The organism is Pseudomonas sp. BO3-4, assembly GCF_034044115.1.
In the GTDB taxonomy this organism is placed as follows: domain Bacteria; phylum Pseudomonadota; class Gammaproteobacteria; order Pseudomonadales; family Pseudomonadaceae; genus Aquipseudomonas; species Aquipseudomonas alloputida.
The window spans coordinates 3,204,189-3,223,121 of sequence record NZ_CP139018.1 but is presented as its reverse complement, the minus strand read 5'-3'; the positions used below and the strand labels follow the sequence as shown (position 1 = coordinate 3,223,121).

Below are 18,933 nucleotides of genomic sequence, written 5' to 3'. Positions count from 1 at the left end.
CTTACCGAACGGACGCCGCCGTGCCCGCGTCACAGGCCAGCAAGGAGCGGATCAGGGCCTTGATCTCGCCCTTCACCACAGCCACCTGATCCAGGTGGGCAAAGCGGCAGTCGGCAATTTCGTGCCGGGCCTTGGGCTGCGGTGCGTCGGCAAACTCCGCTGCGAACACGTAATGCACACGCTCTGGCGTTTCGTGGCGCATCAACAAAACCAGCGATTCAGCCTGTAGCCCAGTCTCTTCCAGCAACTCCCGCTGCGCGGCCTGCATCGGCGTCTCGCCGGGCTCGATCTTGCCGCCTGGAAGGGTCCAAGGCGCCTTGGGCTTTCTCACCCACAACCACTTATGGCGCTGCTTGCCATGCCGGCAAATGATGGTGGCGCGATGCTTGACTGGTTTCATTCCGGCTCCTGGGCGATTCCTTTATTGCATGAAGTTTCGGCCCTGGATGGCAATAAACGTTGCGTTGAAGCTGACGAACGGTCACTTCCAGCACGCAAACAGCTTGCCTGCCTGTTTTTCATGCCACCGGTCAGCTGATCGTAAAACCATTGAGCACAGCGACAAATCGGGGGCTCGGAAGTTAGGCATGGCACCGATTCATGCGATCAGCCAATCCATCGCAAGGAGAAACGACATGGCGCAGGACCAAGAGCGAACCCGCCAGCGCGGCGGCACCAAGGAAACCAACCCAGGTAACTTTGCCAATGACCGCGAGAGGGCATCGCGCGCTGGCCACAAGGGTGGCCAGGCATCTGGCGGCAACTTTGCCAACGACCGCCAACGGGCGTCGGAAGCCGGACGCAAGGGGGGACGCAACAGCCACGGCGCAGGCCGCAGCCAGTGAGTGGGGCTTTCGCTGAACGGCAACTCCCCACAGGTGCCCAGCAGCGATTTCGGGGTAGCCGCCCCGGAATCGCGCCATGACATTTTGTTAGACAAAATTTTGAATCTTCTGGCCACCGCCCGATCAATCAAAATGTCATCCATGGAGAAGAGGAGGCCCCCTGCGATGCCTAGCCCACAGTTGTACATAATCGATTACAAACTGCATGACCAGCCGCGCAGTTTCATCATTCGCCTGGAACGCCTGGACAATGCCGAGGCCTGGCATTGGGCAAGTTGTGATGCGGGCATCGGCATCATTCCCAAGTTCGGTCGCGAGAAAATCAGGAAGGTCAGTCGGCCGATGGCCGAGCGTTACGGCATTACCGCCGTGAGCTGGCGGATTTCGGGGAGCAAGCCTAACCAGTCGGTGGGCGATCCGGCGGCGATGGTCTAATAGCTCGCGTGCAACCGGTAAAGAAACTGCAGGAGCGGAGATGCCCGCTCCTATAGGGTACGTAGATACCGTGAACTGTCCTTAAGCGGCTTGAGCAGCTACCGGCCTCTTCGCGGGTGAACCCGCTCCTACAAAGGGCACTGGGCATTACCGATCAGAGGCGGCTTGCCCGAGAGGAGGCCAGTAGCTTCAACCCCTCATTCTGGTTTTTTCAGCACCAAGGTCAGGATGTCATAGCTGGCCACCAACTCACCCAGCTGATTGGTCACCTCCACATCCCACGCCACCACCCCCTGCGGCTGCCCCAGCGGGCTGGTCTTGCCTTGGTCGATCTTGCGCTTGCAGGTCAGGCGCGCCTGGATGGTATCGCCAATGCCCACCGGGTTGATGAAGCGCAGGGTGTCCAGCCCATAGTTGGCCAGCACCGGTCCGGCACCGGGCGACACAAACAGCCCGGCCGCTGCCGACAGTACGAAGTAACCGTGGGCAATGCGCTTACCGAATTGCGACGCCTTGGCGGCGATTTCGTCGAAGTGCATGTAGAAATGGTCGCCTGACAGGCAGCCGAAATTGACCAGGTCAGCTTCTGTCACGGTGCGGCGATGGGTGAGCAGCGACTCGCCGATACGCAGCTGCTCGAAGTAGCGACGGAACGGGTGCACGTCGGTTTCGATAACTTCGCCGCCGCGCACGTACTCGCCGGTGACCGCCGTGAGCATGCTCGGCGAGCCTTGTACGGCGGCGCGCTGCAGGTAATGCTTGACCGCACGCAGGCCACCCAGCTCTTCACCACCACCGGCGCGGCCCGGGCCACCGTGCTTGAGCTGCGGCAGCGGCGAGCCGTGCCCAGTGGACTCCTTGGCAGCCTGGCTATCGAGCACCAGCAGACGGCCATGCCAGGCAGCCGCCACCGGGATAGCCTTGGCGGCCACGCTGCGGTCGGCGGTGACCAGGGTCGCCACCAGGCTGCCTTTGCCACGGGCAGCCAGTGCCAAGGCTTCGTCGAGGTCGTCATAGGCCATCAGCGTACTGACCGGGCCGAACGCTTCGATATCGTGGGCGCCGCCCTCGGCATGTGGGTCGCGGGCCTGCAACAAGGTTGGCGCAAAGAACGCGCCTTCAGCCACGCCTTCGCCACGCGGGGCAAAGCCATCGCTGGCGCCGAACAGCTGATCACAACTCTGCAGCAGGCTGCGCACCCGCTCGCCAACGTCGCGCTGCTGGTCATGGGAGGCCAGGGCCCCCATGCGCACACCTTCAAGCGACGGGTCGCCAACCACGACCTTGCTCAGGCGCTCGCGCAGGCGCGTGGCAACGGCATCCAGGTGCCTGGCCGGGACGATCGCGCGGCGGATGGCGGTACACTTCTGCCCGGCTTTAGTGGTCATTTCACGCACCACTTCCTTGATGTACAGGTCAAACTCTTCGCTGTCCGGTGTCACGTCCGGGCCGAGGATGGCGCAGTTGAGCGAGTCGGCCTCGGCAGTGAACGGCACCGAGTTGCGAATCAGGTTGGGCGTCACGCGCAATTTGGCAGCGGTATCGGCGGACCCGGTGAAGGTCACCACGTCCTGCCCCTGCAGGCGGTCGAGCAGGTCGCCGGTGCTGCCGATAACAAGCTGCAGGCTGCCTTCGGGCAGCAGGCCGGAGGCATTCATCAGGCGTACCACGGCCTCGGTCAAATAGCTGGTCGAGGTCGCCGGCTTGACGATGCAGGGCATACCGGCCAGGAACGTCGGGGCAAACTTTTCCAGCATGCCCCAGATAGGGAAGTTGAACGCGTTGATGTGCACCGCAACGCCTGCCCGTGGCACCAGGATGTGACTACCGGCGAAATGGCCTTGCTTGCCCAACGGTATGGCTGGCCCTTCGTGCACCAGGTTACCCGACGGCAGCTCGCGGCTGCCGATGCCGGCATAGGAGAACAGCGTGGCGTTGCCGCCTTCGATGTCGATCCAGCTGTCGGCCCGGGTGGCGCCGCTGTGGTGCGACAGGGCGTAGAGCTGCTCCTTGTGCTCGGCCAGGTACAGGGCCAGGGCTTTGAGGCGTTGGGCACGTTGTTGGAAATCCATGCCCATCAGCGAGGCAAGACCGCGTGCACGCGCGTAGTCCACAGCTTCGGCGAAGTCCGGGCGCTCTTCATGGCTGTAGGCCAGTACGTGGCCGTCGAGGGCGCTGCGCAGGGCCTGGGCGCCGTGCTGGCCGAGCCAACGGCCGGCGATGAAACTTTGCAGAGTAGGGGCGGCAGACATGCTGTTCTCCATGCTGTTCAAAATGTGAGAGGCGCTGTTACCACAGCGCCAGGGTGTAGCCGATGATCAGGCGGTTTTCGTCCACGGCGTTGGTCAGGCCGTTGCCGGAGCGGAAGGTGACATTGCGCCAGCGCAGGCTGACGTCCTTGAACGGGCCACTCTGGATGACATACGTGATGTCGGTGTCGCGCTCGCGCTCGCGGCCATTGGTCACGGTGGCAGTTTCCGCGTGGCGACCGTCGGTATAGCGGGTCATGAAACTCAGGCCGGGGATGCCCATGGCAACGAAGTCGTAGTCGTAGCGCACTTGCCAAGAGTCCAGCCCGGCGCGGGTGAAGGTGTTGTAGGTGACCAGGTTGACGGTGAACGGGTCGCCGCCGTTGACGAACGGGAAGGCGCTGTCACCGGACATCTGCTGCCAGGTGGCGGTGAACTTGTGCGCCCGCACGCCCAGGGTGAACATGGCGTTGAAGTTACGGTTGTCGATGTTGCCGGCACGCTCGGCACCATCATTGCGGCTGTCGAAGTAGCGCAGGTCACTGCGCAGGCTCAGTCCTTCTGCCAGTGGGCGGGTGTCGATCAGCCCGACGAACTGCTGACGGTAGATGTCCTGGAGCTTGGCGTAGTAATAGCTGACCGTGGTTTGCGGGGTGATGGCGTAGCTGCCACCGCCAAAGTCCAGGTGGTCACTGCTGGCAGCGCCATAGCCGATGTCGTCGCGGCCAGAGGAATCACGCAGGTTGGCCTTGGTCAGGCGTCCGGCATTGAAGGTGAGGCCATCGAGGTCCTGACTGGTGAGCAAGCCACCCTGGAAGGTGGACGCCAGCAGGCGGGTGTCGTTGTACACCACCACCGGCAGGATCGGCTGCAAGGTGCCCAGCCGCAAGGTGCTCTTGGACACGCGAACCTTGCCGGTCAGGCCTAGCTCGCTGTAGTCATCGACCGGTTCGTGGCTGTTCGGGCCAAAAGGCAGCAGGCCGGTGTTGCGACGGTCGCGGCTGGAATCGAGCTTGATGCCCAACTGGCCCAGCGCGTCCACGCCAAAGCCGACCGGGCCCTCGGTAAAACCCGACTCCAGCTTGGCGGTAAAGCCTTGGCCCCATTCCTCGGCCTTGGCCTGCGGGGCGTTGCTCTGGCGAAAATCACGGTTGATGTAGTGGTTGCGCAGCTCCAGGCGTGCATGGCTGTCGCCGATGAAGTCGGCCAGCGCGGGCATCGGCAGGGCGAAGGTGGCCAGCCAGGCGGCTGACAGGAAGTGTGTGCGGTTCATTGTTGTTGTTTTACCCGACATGTCTGTTCGTCCTTGAAGTCAGTGTTTGCTGGCGCCAGCCGCACCGATACCGGTCATGGAGCGGATGAACTGGCCCAGGTAGCGACCACGCTCTTCAACGGCACGTTCGGAGCTGTCGGTAACCGAGAACACCCAGGCACTGAGGAAGGCCAGGCTCATGGAGAACAGCGCAGGGTTGCTGTAGGGGAACAGCGCCGTTTCGTTGTGCAGCACGTTGACCCACACCGCCGGGCCCAGCACTACCAACAGCACCGCCGAGACCAGCCCGGCCATGCTGCCGCACACCGCGCCACGGGTGGTCAGGCCTTTCCAGAACATGGAAAGGAGCAGCACCGGGAAGTTGACCGAAGCGGCCACCGCCAGCACCAGGCCGGAAAGGAAGGCAATGTTCTGCGACTCGAACATCAGGCCCAGGATCACCGCCAGCAGGCCGATGAGCAACGTGGCAATGCGTGACACGCGCATTTCCTCTTGCTCGGTCGCCTTGCCTTTGCGCATCACGCAGGCATACAGGTCGTGGGACACGGCCGATGCCCCGGACAGCGCCAGGCCGGCGACCACAGCCAGAATGGTGGCGAAGGCGACGGCAGAGATGAAGCCCAGGAACAGGTTGCCACCCACGGCCTGGGCCAGGTGCACGGCGACCATGTTGCCGCCACCGATGATGGCGCCAGTGGCGTCGCGGTAGGACGGCTCAGTGCCGACCATGACAATGGCGCCAAAGCCGACAACGATCAGCAGCAGGTAGAAGTAACCAATGAAACCGGTGGCGTAGAACACGCTCTTGCGTGCTTCCTTGGCATCACTGACAGTGAAGAAGCGCATCAGGATATGCGGCAGGCCAGCGGTGCCGAACATCATGCCCAAACCGAGGGAAATGGCGTCCACCGGGTTGGACAACAAGCCGCCTGGGGCCATGATCGCCTGGCCCTTGGCATGCACGGCCACCGCACTGGCAAACATGGCCTCGGTGCTGAAGCCGAAGTGCTTGAGCACCATGAAGGCCATGAAACTGGTGCCTGATAGCAGCATTACCGCCTTGATGATCTGCACCCAGGTGGTGGCGAGCATGCCACCGAAGGTGACATAGGCAACCATCAGCACACCGACCAGCATGACCGCGTAGAGGTAGTTGATGCCGAACAGCAGCTCGATCAGCTTGCCGGCGCCGACCATTTGCGCCACCAGGTACATCAGCGCCACCACCAGGGTGCCGAAAGCCGAGGTCAAGCGCACTGGGGTTTGCGCCAACCGGTAGCTGACCACGTCGGCAAAGGTGTACTTGCCCAGGTTGCGCAGGCGCTCGGCAATCAGGAACAGGATGATCGGCCAGCCCGCCAGGACACCAAGGGCATACAACAGGCCGTCGTAGCCGTTCATGAACATCATCGCGGAAATGCCCAGGAACGAAGCGGCACTGATCATGTCGCCAGCGATTGCCAAGCCGTTCTGCATGCCAGTCAAGCCGCCGCCGGCGGTGTAGAAGTCACTGGCCGAGCGGGTGCGCAGGGCAGCCCAGCGGGTGACCAGCAGGGTGAAGCAGACAAACACCATGAACATCGAAATGGCGGTCCAGTTCATTGTGCGCACTCCTGCTTGACCTTGTCGTTGAGCGGGTCGAGCACGTTGTTGGCGCGGTGCACATAGATGCCGGTCAGGGCAAAGGACAGCAGCACCATCAACACGCCCACCAGCATGCCGACCGTGGTCACGCCGCCGCTGAGGGACTGGCCGAGGGTGCTGGGCGAAAACGCAACCAGCAGGACGAAGCCGTAGTAGACCACCAGCATGGCCAGGGTCAGGCTGCCGTTGAGGCGGCGCTTGCGCCGCACCAGGTGCTGGAAGTCGGGGTGGTTGGCGATGCTTTCTATGCGTTCGGGTGTCATGGCAAGCGATCTCTTGGTTTTGTAATTGTTGTGTTGAGGTCACGCGGGGTATTGCGTTGTTGCTTAGGCCCTCTTCGCAGGTAAGGATGCCGCCCTAAGGCCTTGCGCAGGCCCTGTAGGAGCGGGTTTACCCGCGAAGCAGTCGACTCGGCTACAGCTGGTCGAAGTCAAGCACCACCTTGTCGCTCACCGGGTACGTCTGGCACGACAGCACATACCCGGCCGCCACTTCGTAGTCTTCGAGGGCATGGTTGCTGTCCATCTCCACTTCGCCCTCGATCACCCGGCACTTGCAGGTGGAGCACACGCCGGCCTTGCACGAGTAGGGCAGCTCGGCGCCAATGGCGTTGCCGGCGTCCAGCACGTTCTGGGTGTTGCGCGGCAGGTCGAAGCTCAGTGCCCGGCCGTCGCTGATCACGGTGATATGGCTAAGCGCCGAATCCACCTGACGTGCCGCCTCACGGGCTTCGCGGCGGGCCTCGCTGCCGGCGGCGGCGAACAGCTCGAAGTGAATGCGTTCCTTGGCCATGCCGTTGGCCTGCAGGCTGTCACGCACGGTCTCGGTCATCGCCTGCGGGCCGCAGATGAATGCCGCGTCCAGCCCGGCAACGTCCAGCCAGCGCGAAAACAGCTGGCCGCATTTGTCGGCGTCGATGCGGCCGTTGTACAGGTCGACGTCCTGCTGTTCGCGGCTGAACACGAAAATCAGGTTCAAGCGGTCGAGGTAACGGTTTTTCAGGTCTTCGAGCTTGTCGCGGAACAGCGCCCCCGAACTGGAGCGGTTGCCGTACAGCAAGGTGAAACGGCTGTGCGGCTCGCTGGCCAGCGTAGTGGCGATGATCGACAGTATCGGGGTGATGCCGCTGCCGGCGGCCACACCCAGATAGTTGCCCTGGCGAGCCGGGTCCAGCGGCACGAAGAAGCTGCCCGATGGCGGCATCACTTCCAGCTGCTGGCCTTCCTTGAGCACCTCATTGGCAAACGCCGAGAAGCGCCCGCCCGGTACGCGCTTGACGGCCACGCGCAGTTCGCCGTCCTGTACGGCGCTGCAGATGGAGTAGGAGCGGCGGACTTCTTCGTTATCCAGCTGGGTGCGCATGACCAGGTACTGGCCCTGAGTGAAGCGGAACTGGTCCTGCAGGTGCTCGGGCACATCGAAGGCAATCGATACCGCATCACGGGTCTCATTGCGCACTTGCTTGATGGTCAGGCTGTGAAACTGGCTCATGGTGGTCTCCACGGCTCAAATGCATTTGAAATAGTCGAATGGCTCCAGGCACTCGCGGCAGCGGTACAGCGCTTTGCAGGCCGTGGAGCCGAACTGGCTGAGCAATTCGGTATGGGCGCTGCCGCATTGCGGGCAGCACACCTGGGGGGCTTCGCCGAGCAGGCTGCGCTTGCTGGCACTGCCTTGCGGCGGCGCAATGCCATAAGCGCGCAGGCGCTCGCGGCCCAGTTCGCTGATCCAGTCGGTGCTCCAGGCCGGGGTCAGCCGGCGCTCCAGGTCTGGCGTGGTGAAACCGGCCTGTTCCAGCGCCTGGCGGATATCCCCTTCGATGACTTCGGTGGCCGGGCAGCCAGAATAGGTCGGGGTGACCACCAGGTGCAGGTGGCCGGCGCGCCAATCGACGTCGCGCACGATCCCCAGGTCGACCACGCTGACCACCGGCACTTCAGGGTCCATGACCTGGCCCAATACCGCCCAGGCGCGAGCCAGGTCGTCGCCTTGCTGTGCCCGTGCGCCGCGGTCGCCGGCAATCAGTTCACCAGGTTGCATCGGGGTAGGCCCTTGGCAGGAACTGCATTTCGGCCAGCAGCAGGCCCAGATGCTCGGTGTGCAGGCCTTTGCGGCCATCCAGGTAGAAGTGGCTGGCGGCCTTGGGCAGCGGCAGTTCGACCGAAGCAAACGTCGCGGTGACCTGCTTCAGCCAGGTGGCGCCGACGGTAGCTGGATCGGCACCGATACCGCATTCGGCCAGACGGACTTCGTTGTCGCTGGCAGCAGTCAGTTCGACGGTGAAGCGCCACAGTGCCGGGATAGCGGCGAGCATGCGCTGGCGGCTGGCATCGGTACCACCGCCCAGACGTTGTACCCATTCGCTGGACCGGCGCAGGTGGTAGGTGACTTCCTTCAGGGCCTTGGCGGCAATACCGGCGATTCGCGCGTCGCTGGACTCGACCAGCCCCTGCAGCACAGCGAAGTGCCACGCGTCGTAAAGGAACTGCTTGGTCATGGTCACGGCAAAATCACCGTTGGGTTGCTCGACCAGCAGCAGGTTGCGGTAGGCGCGCTCGTCACGGCGGAACGCCAGGGCATCGGCATCTCGGCCATCGTCGAGCAGCTCGGCGGCATACTCCAGCCAGTTGCGGGCCTGGCCGACCAGATCGAGGCCGACGTTCATCAGGGCCAGCTCTTCCTCGATGGCCGGGGCGCGGCCACACCACTCACAGAGGCGCTGGCCCTGGACCAGGGCGCTGTCGCCGAGCAACAGCAGATAGGGGATAAGGGCTTCTTTATGCATGGCCCACCTCACATGTGTCCGACTTCGTCGGGCAGCTCGTAGAAGCTGGCATGGCGATAGACCTTGTCGTCCGAGGGGGCGAACAGCGGGTCTTTCTCGTCGGGGGAGGAGGCGGTGATCAGCGCCGAAGGCACCACCCACAGGCTCACACCTTCGCTACGGCGGGTGTAGAGCTCGCGGGCGTTCTCGATGGCCATGGCGGCATCGGCGGCGTGCACGCTGCCGACATGCTTGTGGTTAAGGCCGTGCTTGCTGCGCACGAACACTTCGTAGAGGGTCCAGACAGACATTTTCGATCTCCGCATCAATCGCCGCTCAGGCGGCGTTCTTGTTCTGTTGCTTGCGCGCATAGGCCACGGCGGCCTCGCGTACCCAGGCGCCATCCTCGATGGCCTTGCGCCGGGTGGCGACACGTTCCAGGTTGCATGGGCCATTGCCCTTGATCACTTCGTAGAACTCGTCCCACTGGATTTCGCCAAAGTCGTAGTGGCCGCGCTCGGCGTTCCACTTCAGCTCAGGGTCAGGCGCAGTGCAGCCAAGCAGTTCCAGCTGCGGCACGGTCTGGTCGATGAAGCGCTGGCGCAGTTCGTCGTTGGTCTGGCGCTTGATCTTCCAGGCCATCGACTGGGCGCTGTTGGGCGAGTGTTCATCGCTCGGGCCGAACATCATCAGCGCCGGCCACCACAGGCGGTTGATGGCGTCCTGAACCATGTCGCGCTGGGCTTGGGTGCCCTGGCGCATCATGGTCAGGAGCATTTCGTAGCCCTGGCGCTGGTGGAAGCTCTCTTCCTTGCAGATACGGATCATCGCGCGGGAGTAGGGGCCGTAAGAGGTGCGCTGCAGCACCACCTGATTGACGATGGCGGCGCCATCCACCAGCCAGCCCACAGCGCCCATGTCGGCCCAGCTGAGGGTGGGGTAGTTGAAGATGCTCGAGTACTTGGCCTTGCCGCTGTGCAGTTTGTCGATCTCTTCGTCGCGGTCAGCCCCCAGGGTTTCCATGGCGCTGTACAGGTACAGGCCGTGACCGGCTTCGTCCTGAATCTTGGCCATCAGCTGCAGTTTGCGCTTGAGGCTTGGGGCACGGGTAACCCAGTTGCCTTCGGGCAGCATGCCGACGATTTCAGAGTGGGCGTGCTGGGAGATCTGCCGGATGAGGGTCTGGCGGTAGGCCTCGGGCATCCAGTTCTTGGCTTCGATCTTGATTTCGGCGTCGATCTTTTCCTGGAAGTTGCGTTCCTCGGGGGACATTTCTTCCAGCGTCTTGACGCGCTTGACTCCGGTTTCCACTAGCTGTGCGTACATGTGCTGCGACTCCTGCTAAGGCATGAGTCATTTGTAAGCGATACAAAACATAACGTCAAACACATTTATGTGTATCAAGTAATATTTGTGTATCACATTGCCGGCCAAGGGGCTGTTGCAGCCCACTCTCGGCACAAGGCTGCGCCTGCATCAGCGCGTGCCCGAGGGAACGCAGGCAAAAAAAAGGCCCCGGGCAATGCCGGGGCCGAAATGGCAGCCGATTGGGTCAGCTGGCCAACCGTTTGTCGAACACATGGCACGCCTTGCCCTCGGAGCGCTTGAGCGTGCCGCAGGGTTGCAGGTGCACCTGGGTGCTGATGCCGATGTAAGTCTTGATCTGTTTGGTCAACTCCCCGACGACCAGCTTGCGCTGGCCTTCGTCAAGGTGCTGGCACTCTGCGCGCAGTTCCACATGCACTTGGACACTGTCCAGGTTTCCATTGCGATACAGATGAATCTCATACAGCTCTGAAAGCTGTTTTATTTTTAGGACCTGTTCCTCGATCTGGGTCGGGAACACATTGACCCCGCGAATGATCAGCATGTCGTCACTGCGGCCGGTGATCTTGCCGATCCGCCGCATTGGCCGAGCGGTGCCGGGCAGCAGCCGGGTGAGGTCACGGGTGCGGTAGCGCACCATCGGCAACGCCTCTTTGCTCAGCGAGGTGAATACCAGCTCGCCCAGCTGGCCATCCGGCAGTACCTCGCCGGTAGCAGGGTCGATGATTTCGGGATAGAAGTGGTCTTCCCAGATGGTCGGGCCGTCTTTGGTCTCGATGCACTCCATCGCCACGCCGGGGCCCATGATCTCCGACAGGCCATAGATATCGAGGGCATTGATGCCCAGGCGCTGCTCAATTGAACGGCGCAGCTCGTCGGTCCACGGCTCGGCACCAAAAATGCCCAGGCGCAGCTTGAGGTGGTGGGGGTCGATGCCCTGGCGCTCGATTTCATCAGCCAGGTTGAGCATGTAGGACGGGGTGACCATGATGATGTCGGGCTGGAAGTCGCGAATCAGCTGCACCTGCTTTTCGGTCTGGCCACCGGACATGGGGATCACGGTGCAGCCCAGGCGTTCGGCACCGTAGTGCGCGCCGAGCCCGCCGGTGAACAGCCCGTAGCCGTAGGACACATGTACCTTGTCACCTTTGCGCCCGCCGGCCGCACGAATCGAACGGGCAACCACATTGGCCCAGGTGTCGATATCGTTCTGGGTGTAGCCGACCACCGTCGGCTTGCCGGTGGTGCCACTGGAGGCATGCAGGCGCACCACTTCTTCCTGGGGCACGGCGAACATGCCGTAGGGGTAGTTGTCGCGCAGGTCGTTCTTGCCGGTGAAGGGGAACTTCGCCAGATCTTCCAGGCACTTGAGGTCATCGGGGTGGGCGCCGCACTCGGCAAAGCGCTGGCGGTACAGCGGCACATTGTCGTAGGCGTGCTTCAGGCTCCAACGCAGACGCTCCAGCTGGTGCTGGCGCAGGGCGTCGACGCTGGCGGTTTCCATCGGGTCCAGCAGGGCACGATCGGCATCATGGTACATGTTCATGGCTTCACTCGAATTGTTCTTGTACGCCGCGCGCCAGCGGTTGCAGGCCACGCGGTGAGTGTCATGGAGGCAGCATATACGGCTGCGTTCAGTTCGGTAACAAGCGCAGGGCCCGAACCGCTCAGAGGCGCTCGATGATCATGGCGATGCCTTGACCTACACCGATGCACATGGTGCACAGGGCGTAGCGGCCGGCCGTTTCTTCAAGCTCGTGCAAGGCAGTGGTCACCAATCGAGCACCGCTCATGCCCAGTGGATGGCCCAGGGCGATGGCGCCGCCGTTGCGGTTGACGCGTGGGTCGTCGTCGGCCAGGCCCAGCTCGCGCAACACGGCTAGCCCTTGGGCGGCAAAGGCCTCATTGAGTTCGATGACATCCAGGTCAGCCAGTGCCAGGCCGGTGAGCGCCAGCACCTTGCGGGTCGCAGGCACCGGACCAATACCCATCAGCCTGGGCTCAACCCCGGCCACCGCCATGCCGACGATGCGGCCGCGGGCCTTCAGCCCATGGCGGCGGGCCGCGGCGCTGTTGGCCAGCAGCAGGGCGCAAGCGCCGTCATTCACGCCGGAGGCATTACCCGCTGTTACGCTGCCGCCTTCACGAAACGGCGTCCCGAGCCGAGCCAGCTGCTCCAGGGTCGTGTCGCCGCGCGGGTGCTCGTCATGCTCGACCACTTTGGCTGGGCCTTTGCGTTGCGGGATTTCGACCGGCACGATTTCCCGCGCCAGGCGGCCGCGGGCCTGAGCTGCTGCGGCTTTGTGCTGGCTGCGCAGGGCAAAGGCATCCTGGTCGGCGCGCGAGATGCCGAACTGTTCGGCCACGTTTTCAGCCGTTTCCGGCATCGAATCGATGCCGTAGGCGGCCTTCATCAGCGGGTTGACGAAACGCCAGCCGATCGTGGTGTCGAACAGCTCGGCCGCACGCCCGAATGCCTGCTCCGACTTACCCATCACAAACGGTGCACGCGACATGGACTCCACACCACCGGCCAGCATGAGCCCCGCTTCGCCGCAGCGCAGGGCACGTGCCGCATTGCCGATGGCATCCAGGCCGGAACCGCACAGGCGGTTGATCGTGGTCCCTGGTACTTCGAGTGGCAGCCCGGCCAGCAGGCTCGCCATGTGGGCCACGTTGCGGTTATCTTCGCCGGCCTGGTTGGCACAGCCGAAGATAACGTCATCAATGGCTTTCCAGTTCAGTTCGGGGTGACGCTGGATCAAGGCTTTGAGCGGGATGGCCGCCAGGTCGTCGGCGCGCACGCTGCTCAGGGCCCCGGCATAGCGGCCAATGGGGGTGCGCACGGCGTCGATGATCAAGGCATCGGCGTGGGTCGGTTCATTCATCTTGCGTCTCCTGCGCCAGCACGGTGCCGCGCACTTTGTAGGATTTGCCATGGAACATCGCCACCAGCTCACCACGCTGGTTGTCGATGCGCACGTCGTACAGGCCGGTGCGGCCTTTGCGGCTGACTTCGCTGGCGTGGGCGGTGAGCACGTCATCGCGCAGTGCCGGGGCCAGGTAGTCGATGGTGCAGCCCAGCGCCACCGTGGCCTGGTCGTAGCTATTGCAGGCGAAGGCGAACGCCGAATCGGCCAACGCGAACAGGAAACCGCCATGGCAGGTGCCATGCCCCTGGATCATGTCGGCACGTACCGCCATGCGCAGGCTGGCCCGGCCTGGGCCGGCATCCAGCAGGCTGATGCCCAGGCCCTGAGTGGCCGGGTCGCGGGCGTACATGGCGTCGGCACAGGCTTGTGCCAGTTCCACTTCAGTCATGCAGGGTGCCTCCTTTGGCTTCGCAGCGACGCAACAACAGGGAAGGGCGATAGCGGCTTTCACCGTAGCTACGCTGCAGGTTGTCGAGCACGCGCAGGGTATGGGCAATACCGATGTTCGCCGCCCAGGCCAGCGGGCCGCAGGGGTAATTGACGCCGGCGCGCATGGCCAGGTCGATGTCGGCGGCGCTGCCGACGCCCTGAAGCACCGCATCGGCGGCCTCGTTGGCGAGCATTGCCACGGTGCGCAGTACCACCAGGCCGGGCAGGTCGGCGACACCGGTCACTTTCAGGCCGGCACGCTGCAGCAGGGCTACGGCCTGGTCGCGGGCGCTGTCAGTGGTATCGGCGGACCAACTGATGGCAAGGCGGGTGGCGCTGCTGTAGTCCAGCGCCAGGTCGAGCAGCACAAGATTGCGAAGGCCGTCTTCGCGGGCGCGCTGGCTGGCCAGGCGGCCATCGGACAGGGCCAGGGTGGCATCGCCCACCTGAATCAAGCCACTACCGGCGCGTTGGGTCACGGCAATGCCGCTTTGGCGAAGCCGCTCGACCAGCGGCTGCATCACCCCCAGGTTGCCCTCGACAACGCAGGCCTCTGCGCAGGCGAAGCTGTGCAGTTCGGCCGGCTGCGGGCGCTCGACGCCTTCGGCATAGCGATAGAAGCCTTGGCCGGTCTTGCGCCCCAGGCGGCCGGCGTCCACCAGTTCCTTCTGCACCAGCGAAGGCTGGAAGCGGAAATCGCCATAGAAAGCATCAAATACGGAACAGGTAACAGCGTAATTGACGTCATGGCCAATCAGGTCGGTCAGCTCGAACGCCCCCATGCGGAAGCCACCCGCGTCACGCATCAGCGCATCCAGGCTGGCGCAGTCGGCGGCACCTTCCTGTAGCAGGCGCAGGCTTTCGGCATAGAACGGCCGCGCTACCCGGTTGACGATGAAACCGGGTGTAGAGCGCGCATGGACCGGCTGCTTGCCCCAGGCCTGGGCAGTGGCGTAGATGCGTGCGGCCACTGCCGGGTCGGTTGCCAGGCCCGACACCACCTCGACAAGCGCCATCAGCGGTGCCGGGTTGAAGAAGTGCATACCAACCACGTGCTGCGGGCGTTCAAGGCCAGCCGCGAGGCTTGTGATGGACAGTGACGAAGTGTTGCTGGCAAGGATACAGTCGGCCGCGCACAAGGTTTCGAGCTGGCCGAACAACGCCTGCTTCACCTGCAGGTTTTCGACGATGGCTTCAATGACCAGGCCGGCATCTGCCAAAGCGTCGAGTGTATCGACCGGGCACAAGCGGGCATTGATCGCTTCGCGTTCAGCGGCCAGCAACGTTCCTTTGTCCACCAGCCGGGCCAGTTGGCGATCGATACCCGTCACCGCCTGGGCGGCAGCACCCGGGCGGTTGTCGTAGAGCTTGACGGGGTGGCCGGCCTGGGCCGCGACCTGGGCGATACCGGCGCCCATGGCGCCGGCACCGATCACCGCCACCTGCACATTGCTTGCGAGTGCGCCCATGTTCAGCGCCCCTTGAAGGCTGGCGTGCGTTTGTTCATGAAGGCGCTCACGCCTTCGCGGTAGTCCTCGCTGCGCCCGGCCAGGCGCTGCAGGTCGCGCTCCAGCTCCAGCTGCGCCTCAAAACCGTTGTCGAAACTGGCATTGAGGCTGCGCTTGATCAGTGCCAGGCCGTAGGTGGGCTGGGCGGCGAGCTGGCGGGCTAGGGTGAGGGCTTCATCACGCAGCGCGGCATCATCTACCACGCGGTGGATCAGCCCCCATTGCTCGGCCTGTTCGGCGCCAAGGCGCTCGCCCAGCATGGCCAGCGCCTTGGCCCGGGCCATGCCAACCAAGCGCGGCAGCAGCCAGGTACCGCCGGAGTCCGGCACCAGGCCGATCTTGCAGAAGGCCTGGATGAAACTGGCCGAGCGGGCGGCCAGCACCAGGTCGCAGGCCAAGGGAATGTTGGCACCGGCACCGGCCGCCACGCCGTTGACCGCACAGATCACCGGCAAAGGCAGGTCGCGCAGGGTGCGCACCAGCGGGTTGTAGAACTTGTCGATCGATTGGCCCAGGTCAGGCATTTCGGCGCCTGGGGCAACGTTGCGGTCGGACAGGTCCTGGCCGGCGCAGAAGCCGCGGCCTTCAGCCGTCAGCAGCAGCACCCGGGCGTTACTGCTTTGGCGCACTTGCTTGAGCGCTTCGCGCACCTCCAGATGCATGGCCGTATTGAAGCTGTTCAGCTGCTCGGGGCGGTTCAATGAAAGGAAGGCAACGCCGTCCTCGATGGAAAACAGGATGTGCTGGAAAGTCATGACAGGCTCGCTCCGTCAGTCGAGAGAATGATGGTCAGCGCCCCTGGAAACGGGCTTGACGCTTTTCCTGGAAGGCGCGGATGCCTTCGTCGCGGTCGGCGGTGCCCGCCAGCAGGGTGAAGGCATGGCGCTCGAAGCGCAGGCCGCTGGCCAGGTCGGTATCACCGGCCTTCAGTAACGCCTCCTTGGCCAGGCGCACGGCCAGCGGCGCTTTGGCGGCGATGCTGCGGGCAATCTGCATGGCGCGTTCTACGGTGAGTTCGGGCTGGGTGATTTCGCTGACCAGGCCGGCCTGCTGGGCGCGGTGGGCAGTGATGGCTTCCCCCGTCAGCACCATCTGCATGGCCAACGGCTTACCGACGGCACGTAACAGGCGCTGGGTGCCGCCAGCACCGGGGATGATGCCAAGGTTGATTTCCGGCTGGCCGAAACGGGCGTCGGTACCGGCGATGACGATGTCGGCGCACATTGCCAGTTCGCAGCCGCCACCCAGGGCATAGCCGTTGACTGCGGCAATCAGCGGTTTGGCGAATGCGGCGATGCTTTGCCAATGCGCTACGCGCGGGTCATTGAGGATGCCGACCAGGTCGCGATCGGCCATCTCGCGGATGTCGGCGCCTGCGGCGAATGCTTTGGCACTGCCGGTAATCACTGTGGCCCGGACATGCTCGTCGTCCCCGGCAGCCTGCAGCGCAGCAGCCAGTTCTGCCAGTAGCTCGGTGCACAGGGCATTCAAGGCCTCGGGCCGTTGCAGGGTAATGAGCTGAACGCCGTGTTCGGGCGCCTGCACATCGATATATCGCGGCATGTCGGGTTCCTCTGGCTGCACGCTCGGCACATCGCGTGGCCGGCATTTTTTGGAATTGTTTGCAGGGGCGTAATGCGGGATCACGACCAGGTGAGGTCAGTATATGCTCTATGTGATACATCAATGCAAGGTTCAAAATGTGTTCGCGTATCTCTTTTTTATTTTCCAGCGGCCAAAGCCGCAGAGCAATGCCTGCAGAAGAATCGGTTCATCTCGTTATTTTCTGGTATTTAACGCTGGTTTTTGCCTGACAGAATCAAATCAACACAAGTGATACACGATTGACGACCAAACAGCTTCTGATACAAGATCGAAAGAAATTTCAAATCATTTCAGGAGTGATGCCATGCCTTGCTATCGACTGGACGGCCTGACGCCCGTGGTTCACCCGACAGCCTACGTGCACCCCAGTGCAGTCCTGATCGGCGACGTCATCGTTGGACCCCGCTGCTACATCGGCCCACTGGCATCGCTCAGGGGCGATTTCGGCCGCATCGTGCTGGAGGAGGGCGCCAACTTGCAGGACACCTGCGTGATGCACGGTTTCCCGGGGGGCGACACCGTAGTAGAGCGTAACGGGCACATCGGCCATGGCGCCGTGCTGCACGGCTGCCGTGTGGGCGAAGACGCATTGGTCGGCATGAACGCCGTGGTGATGGATGGTGCCCATGTAGCACCACGCAGCATCGTCGCGGCCACCGCCTTCGTCAAAGCTGGCTTCGAAAGCGCGGCGCAGAGCCTGGTGATGGGGTCGCCAGCCCAAGTCAAACGCCCACTGACCGATCAGGAGCTTGCCTGGAAACAGCGCGGGACGGCGGAGTACCAGCACCTGGCGCAGCGCTCCATGAACAGCATGGTCGAATGCCCGCCGCTGGCCGAGGCAGAGCCGGGACGCCCGCGCATGGAAGACACCGGGGTCAGGCCCAAGGGCCAGGCGAGCGCATGAGCCTGGCAGCGACACGCAATGGCCAGGCGGCCCACCGCACAGGTATAGTCGGTGCTTTATCCGCGCACAGTTCGCCCATGAGCACTCTTGCCCCACTGAACCACTTGATCACCCGCTTTCAGGAACAGACGCCGATCCGCGCCAGTTCCCTGATCATCACGTTGTACGGCGATGCCATCGAGCCGCACGGCGGTACAGTCTGGCTCGGTAGCCTGATCAACCTGCTGGAACCGATCGGCATCAATGAACGGCTGATTCGCACGTCCATCTTTCGCCTGACCAAAGAAGGTTGGCTCACTGCAGAAAAGGTGGGTCGACGCAGTTATTACAGCCTGACAGGCACTGGCCGTCGGCGTTTCGAAAAAGCCTTCAAGCGCGTTTATAGCCCAAGCCAGCCAGCCTGGGACGGGGCCTGGACGCTGGTGTTGCTGTCGCAACTCGAGGCGGGTAAGCGCAAGGCCGTGCGTGAAGAGCTGGAGTGGCAGGGGTTTGGTGTCATGGCGCCGAACCTGCTGGGTTGCCCACGGGCAGACCGTGCCGACCTGGTGGCCACGTTGCGTGACCTTGAGGCCGGCGACGACAGTATCGTCTTCGACACCCACACCCAAGAGGTACTCGCGTCCAAGGCGATGCGCGCCCAGGTGCGGGAAAGCTGGCGTATCGACGAACTGGGGCAGCAATACAGCGAGTTTATCCAGCTGTTCAGGCCGCTGTGGCAAGGTTTGAAAGAGCAGCCGTTGCTGGATGCTCAAGATTGCTTCCTGGCACGCACGCTGCTGATTCACGAGTACCGCCGCCTGCTGCTGCGCGACCCGCAACTGCCCGACGAGCTGCTGCCAGGGGACTGGGAGGGAAGGGCTGCGCGGCAGTTGTGCCGTAACCTCTACCGACTGGTGTTTGCCAAAGCCGAAGAATGGTTGAATGCAGCACTGGAAACAGCAGATGGCCCATTGCCGGATGTGAGTGAGAGTTTCTACAAGCGCTTTGGCGGGTTGGCTTGAGGGTAAGTCACCTACTA

General features: G+C 63.3%; 19 protein-coding genes and 1 pseudogene. 4 read left to right on the top strand and 16 right to left on the bottom strand.

Annotated elements, in window-relative coordinates; genetic code table 11:
* Nucleotide 1: 1 nt before the first annotated feature.
* The gene (locus REH59_RS15020) at nucleotides 2–400 is read right to left on the bottom strand and encodes an NUDIX hydrolase (protein WP_004577387.1); all 399 of its coding nucleotides are present in this window, start codon (nucleotides 398–400) and stop codon (nucleotides 2–4) included.
* 235 nt (nucleotides 401–635) lie between these two features.
* Here REH59_RS15020 and REH59_RS15015 point away from each other — a divergent pair, with 235 nt between their 5' ends.
* Nucleotides 636–845, top strand: a complete 210-nt coding sequence (locus REH59_RS15015) for a general stress protein (protein ID WP_012052306.1) — start codon at nucleotides 636–638, stop codon at nucleotides 843–845.
* A gap of 165 nt (nucleotides 846–1,010) precedes the next feature.
* Complete coding sequence (locus REH59_RS15010) at nucleotides 1,011–1,280, top strand: DUF6555 family protein (protein WP_004374494.1); 270 nt, start codon at nucleotides 1,011–1,013, stop codon at nucleotides 1,278–1,280.
* A gap of 197 nt (nucleotides 1,281–1,477) precedes the next feature.
* On the opposite strand, the gene paaZ is transcribed toward REH59_RS15010, so the two are convergent.
* The 15 genes and pseudogenes from paaZ to paaF all read right to left on the bottom strand — a co-directional run bounded on the left by paaZ (nucleotide 1,478) and on the right by paaF (nucleotide 16,969).
* Complete coding sequence (gene paaZ, locus REH59_RS15005) at nucleotides 1,478–3,532, bottom strand: phenylacetic acid degradation bifunctional protein PaaZ (RefSeq protein WP_004374496.1); 2,055 nt, start codon at nucleotides 3,530–3,532, stop codon at nucleotides 1,478–1,480.
* 37 nt (nucleotides 3,533–3,569) lie between these two features.
* Nucleotides 3,570–4,802, bottom strand: coding sequence for an OprD family porin (locus tag REH59_RS15000; RefSeq protein WP_128573894.1), 1,233 nt, complete (start codon nucleotides 4,800–4,802; stop codon nucleotides 3,570–3,572).
* Between the two features lie 39 nt (nucleotides 4,803–4,841).
* Nucleotides 4,842–6,410 (bottom strand): annotated as a pseudogene (locus tag REH59_RS14995) (cation acetate symporter); the annotation flags it as partial.
* Complete coding sequence (locus REH59_RS14990) at nucleotides 6,401–6,709, bottom strand: DUF485 domain-containing protein (protein WP_004374508.1); 309 nt, start codon at nucleotides 6,707–6,709, stop codon at nucleotides 6,401–6,403. The pseudogene REH59_RS14995 and the gene REH59_RS14990, both read right to left, overlap by 10 nt.
* A 151-nt stretch (nucleotides 6,710–6,860) precedes the next feature.
* On the bottom strand, nucleotides 6,861–7,937 hold the full coding sequence (paaE, locus tag REH59_RS14985) for a 1,2-phenylacetyl-CoA epoxidase subunit PaaE (RefSeq protein ID WP_014861999.1): 1,077 nt from the start codon (nucleotides 7,935–7,937) through the stop codon (nucleotides 6,861–6,863).
* Nucleotides 7,938–7,952: 15 nt separating this feature from the next.
* Nucleotides 7,953–8,486, bottom strand: a complete 534-nt coding sequence (gene paaD, locus REH59_RS14980; RefSeq protein ID WP_014861998.1) for a 1,2-phenylacetyl-CoA epoxidase subunit PaaD — start codon at nucleotides 8,484–8,486, stop codon at nucleotides 7,953–7,955.
* A complete protein-coding gene (gene paaC, locus REH59_RS14975; RefSeq protein ID WP_012052302.1) occupies nucleotides 8,473–9,231 on the bottom strand; it encodes a 1,2-phenylacetyl-CoA epoxidase subunit PaaC in 759 nt (252 codons plus the stop codon). The genes paaD and paaC overlap by 14 nt, the downstream gene beginning before the upstream one ends.
* 8 nt (nucleotides 9,232–9,239) lie before the next feature.
* A complete protein-coding gene (paaB, locus tag REH59_RS14970; RefSeq protein ID WP_004374528.1) occupies nucleotides 9,240–9,521 on the bottom strand; it encodes a 1,2-phenylacetyl-CoA epoxidase subunit PaaB in 282 nt (93 codons plus the stop codon).
* Between the two features lie 25 nt (nucleotides 9,522–9,546).
* Nucleotides 9,547–10,536, bottom strand: a complete 990-nt coding sequence (paaA, locus tag REH59_RS14965; RefSeq protein WP_004374531.1) for a 1,2-phenylacetyl-CoA epoxidase subunit PaaA — start codon at nucleotides 10,534–10,536, stop codon at nucleotides 9,547–9,549.
* Between the two features lie 226 nt (nucleotides 10,537–10,762).
* The gene (gene paaK, locus REH59_RS14960) at nucleotides 10,763–12,082 is read right to left on the bottom strand and encodes a phenylacetate--CoA ligase PaaK (protein WP_004374534.1); all 1,320 of its coding nucleotides are present in this window, start codon (nucleotides 12,080–12,082) and stop codon (nucleotides 10,763–10,765) included.
* Between the two features lie 121 nt (nucleotides 12,083–12,203).
* Nucleotides 12,204–13,424, bottom strand: coding sequence for a 3-oxoadipyl-CoA thiolase (gene pcaF / locus REH59_RS14955; RefSeq protein WP_014861997.1), 1,221 nt, complete (start codon nucleotides 13,422–13,424; stop codon nucleotides 12,204–12,206).
* Nucleotides 13,417–13,857, bottom strand: coding sequence for a hydroxyphenylacetyl-CoA thioesterase PaaI (gene paaI / locus REH59_RS14950; RefSeq protein ID WP_012052299.1), 441 nt, complete (start codon nucleotides 13,855–13,857; stop codon nucleotides 13,417–13,419). The genes pcaF and paaI overlap by 8 nt, the downstream gene beginning before the upstream one ends.
* Complete coding sequence (gene paaH, locus REH59_RS14945) at nucleotides 13,850–15,367, bottom strand: 3-hydroxyacyl-CoA dehydrogenase PaaH (protein WP_014861996.1); 1,518 nt, start codon at nucleotides 15,365–15,367, stop codon at nucleotides 13,850–13,852. The genes paaI and paaH overlap by 8 nt, the downstream gene beginning before the upstream one ends.
* A 2-nt stretch (nucleotides 15,368–15,369) precedes the next feature.
* Nucleotides 15,370–16,161: a 2-(1,2-epoxy-1,2-dihydrophenyl)acetyl-CoA isomerase PaaG gene (paaG, locus tag REH59_RS14940; protein ID WP_014861995.1), complete on the bottom strand. Its 792-nt coding sequence runs from the start codon at nucleotides 16,159–16,161 to the stop codon at nucleotides 15,370–15,372.
* A 34-nt stretch (nucleotides 16,162–16,195) separates the two neighbouring features.
* Complete coding sequence (gene paaF / locus REH59_RS14935; protein WP_320450317.1) at nucleotides 16,196–16,969, bottom strand: 2,3-dehydroadipyl-CoA hydratase PaaF; 774 nt, start codon at nucleotides 16,967–16,969, stop codon at nucleotides 16,196–16,198.
* A 346-nt stretch (nucleotides 16,970–17,315) separates the two neighbouring features.
* Here paaF and paaY point away from each other — a divergent pair, with 346 nt between their 5' ends.
* Nucleotides 17,316–17,915, top strand: a complete 600-nt coding sequence (paaY, locus tag REH59_RS14930) for a phenylacetic acid degradation protein PaaY (RefSeq protein WP_014861994.1) — start codon at nucleotides 17,316–17,318, stop codon at nucleotides 17,913–17,915.
* 77 nt (nucleotides 17,916–17,992) lie between these two features.
* Complete coding sequence (gene paaX, locus REH59_RS14925; RefSeq protein WP_004374548.1) at nucleotides 17,993–18,916, top strand: phenylacetic acid degradation operon negative regulatory protein PaaX; 924 nt, start codon at nucleotides 17,993–17,995, stop codon at nucleotides 18,914–18,916.
* Nucleotides 18,917–18,933: the final 17 nt, after the last annotated feature.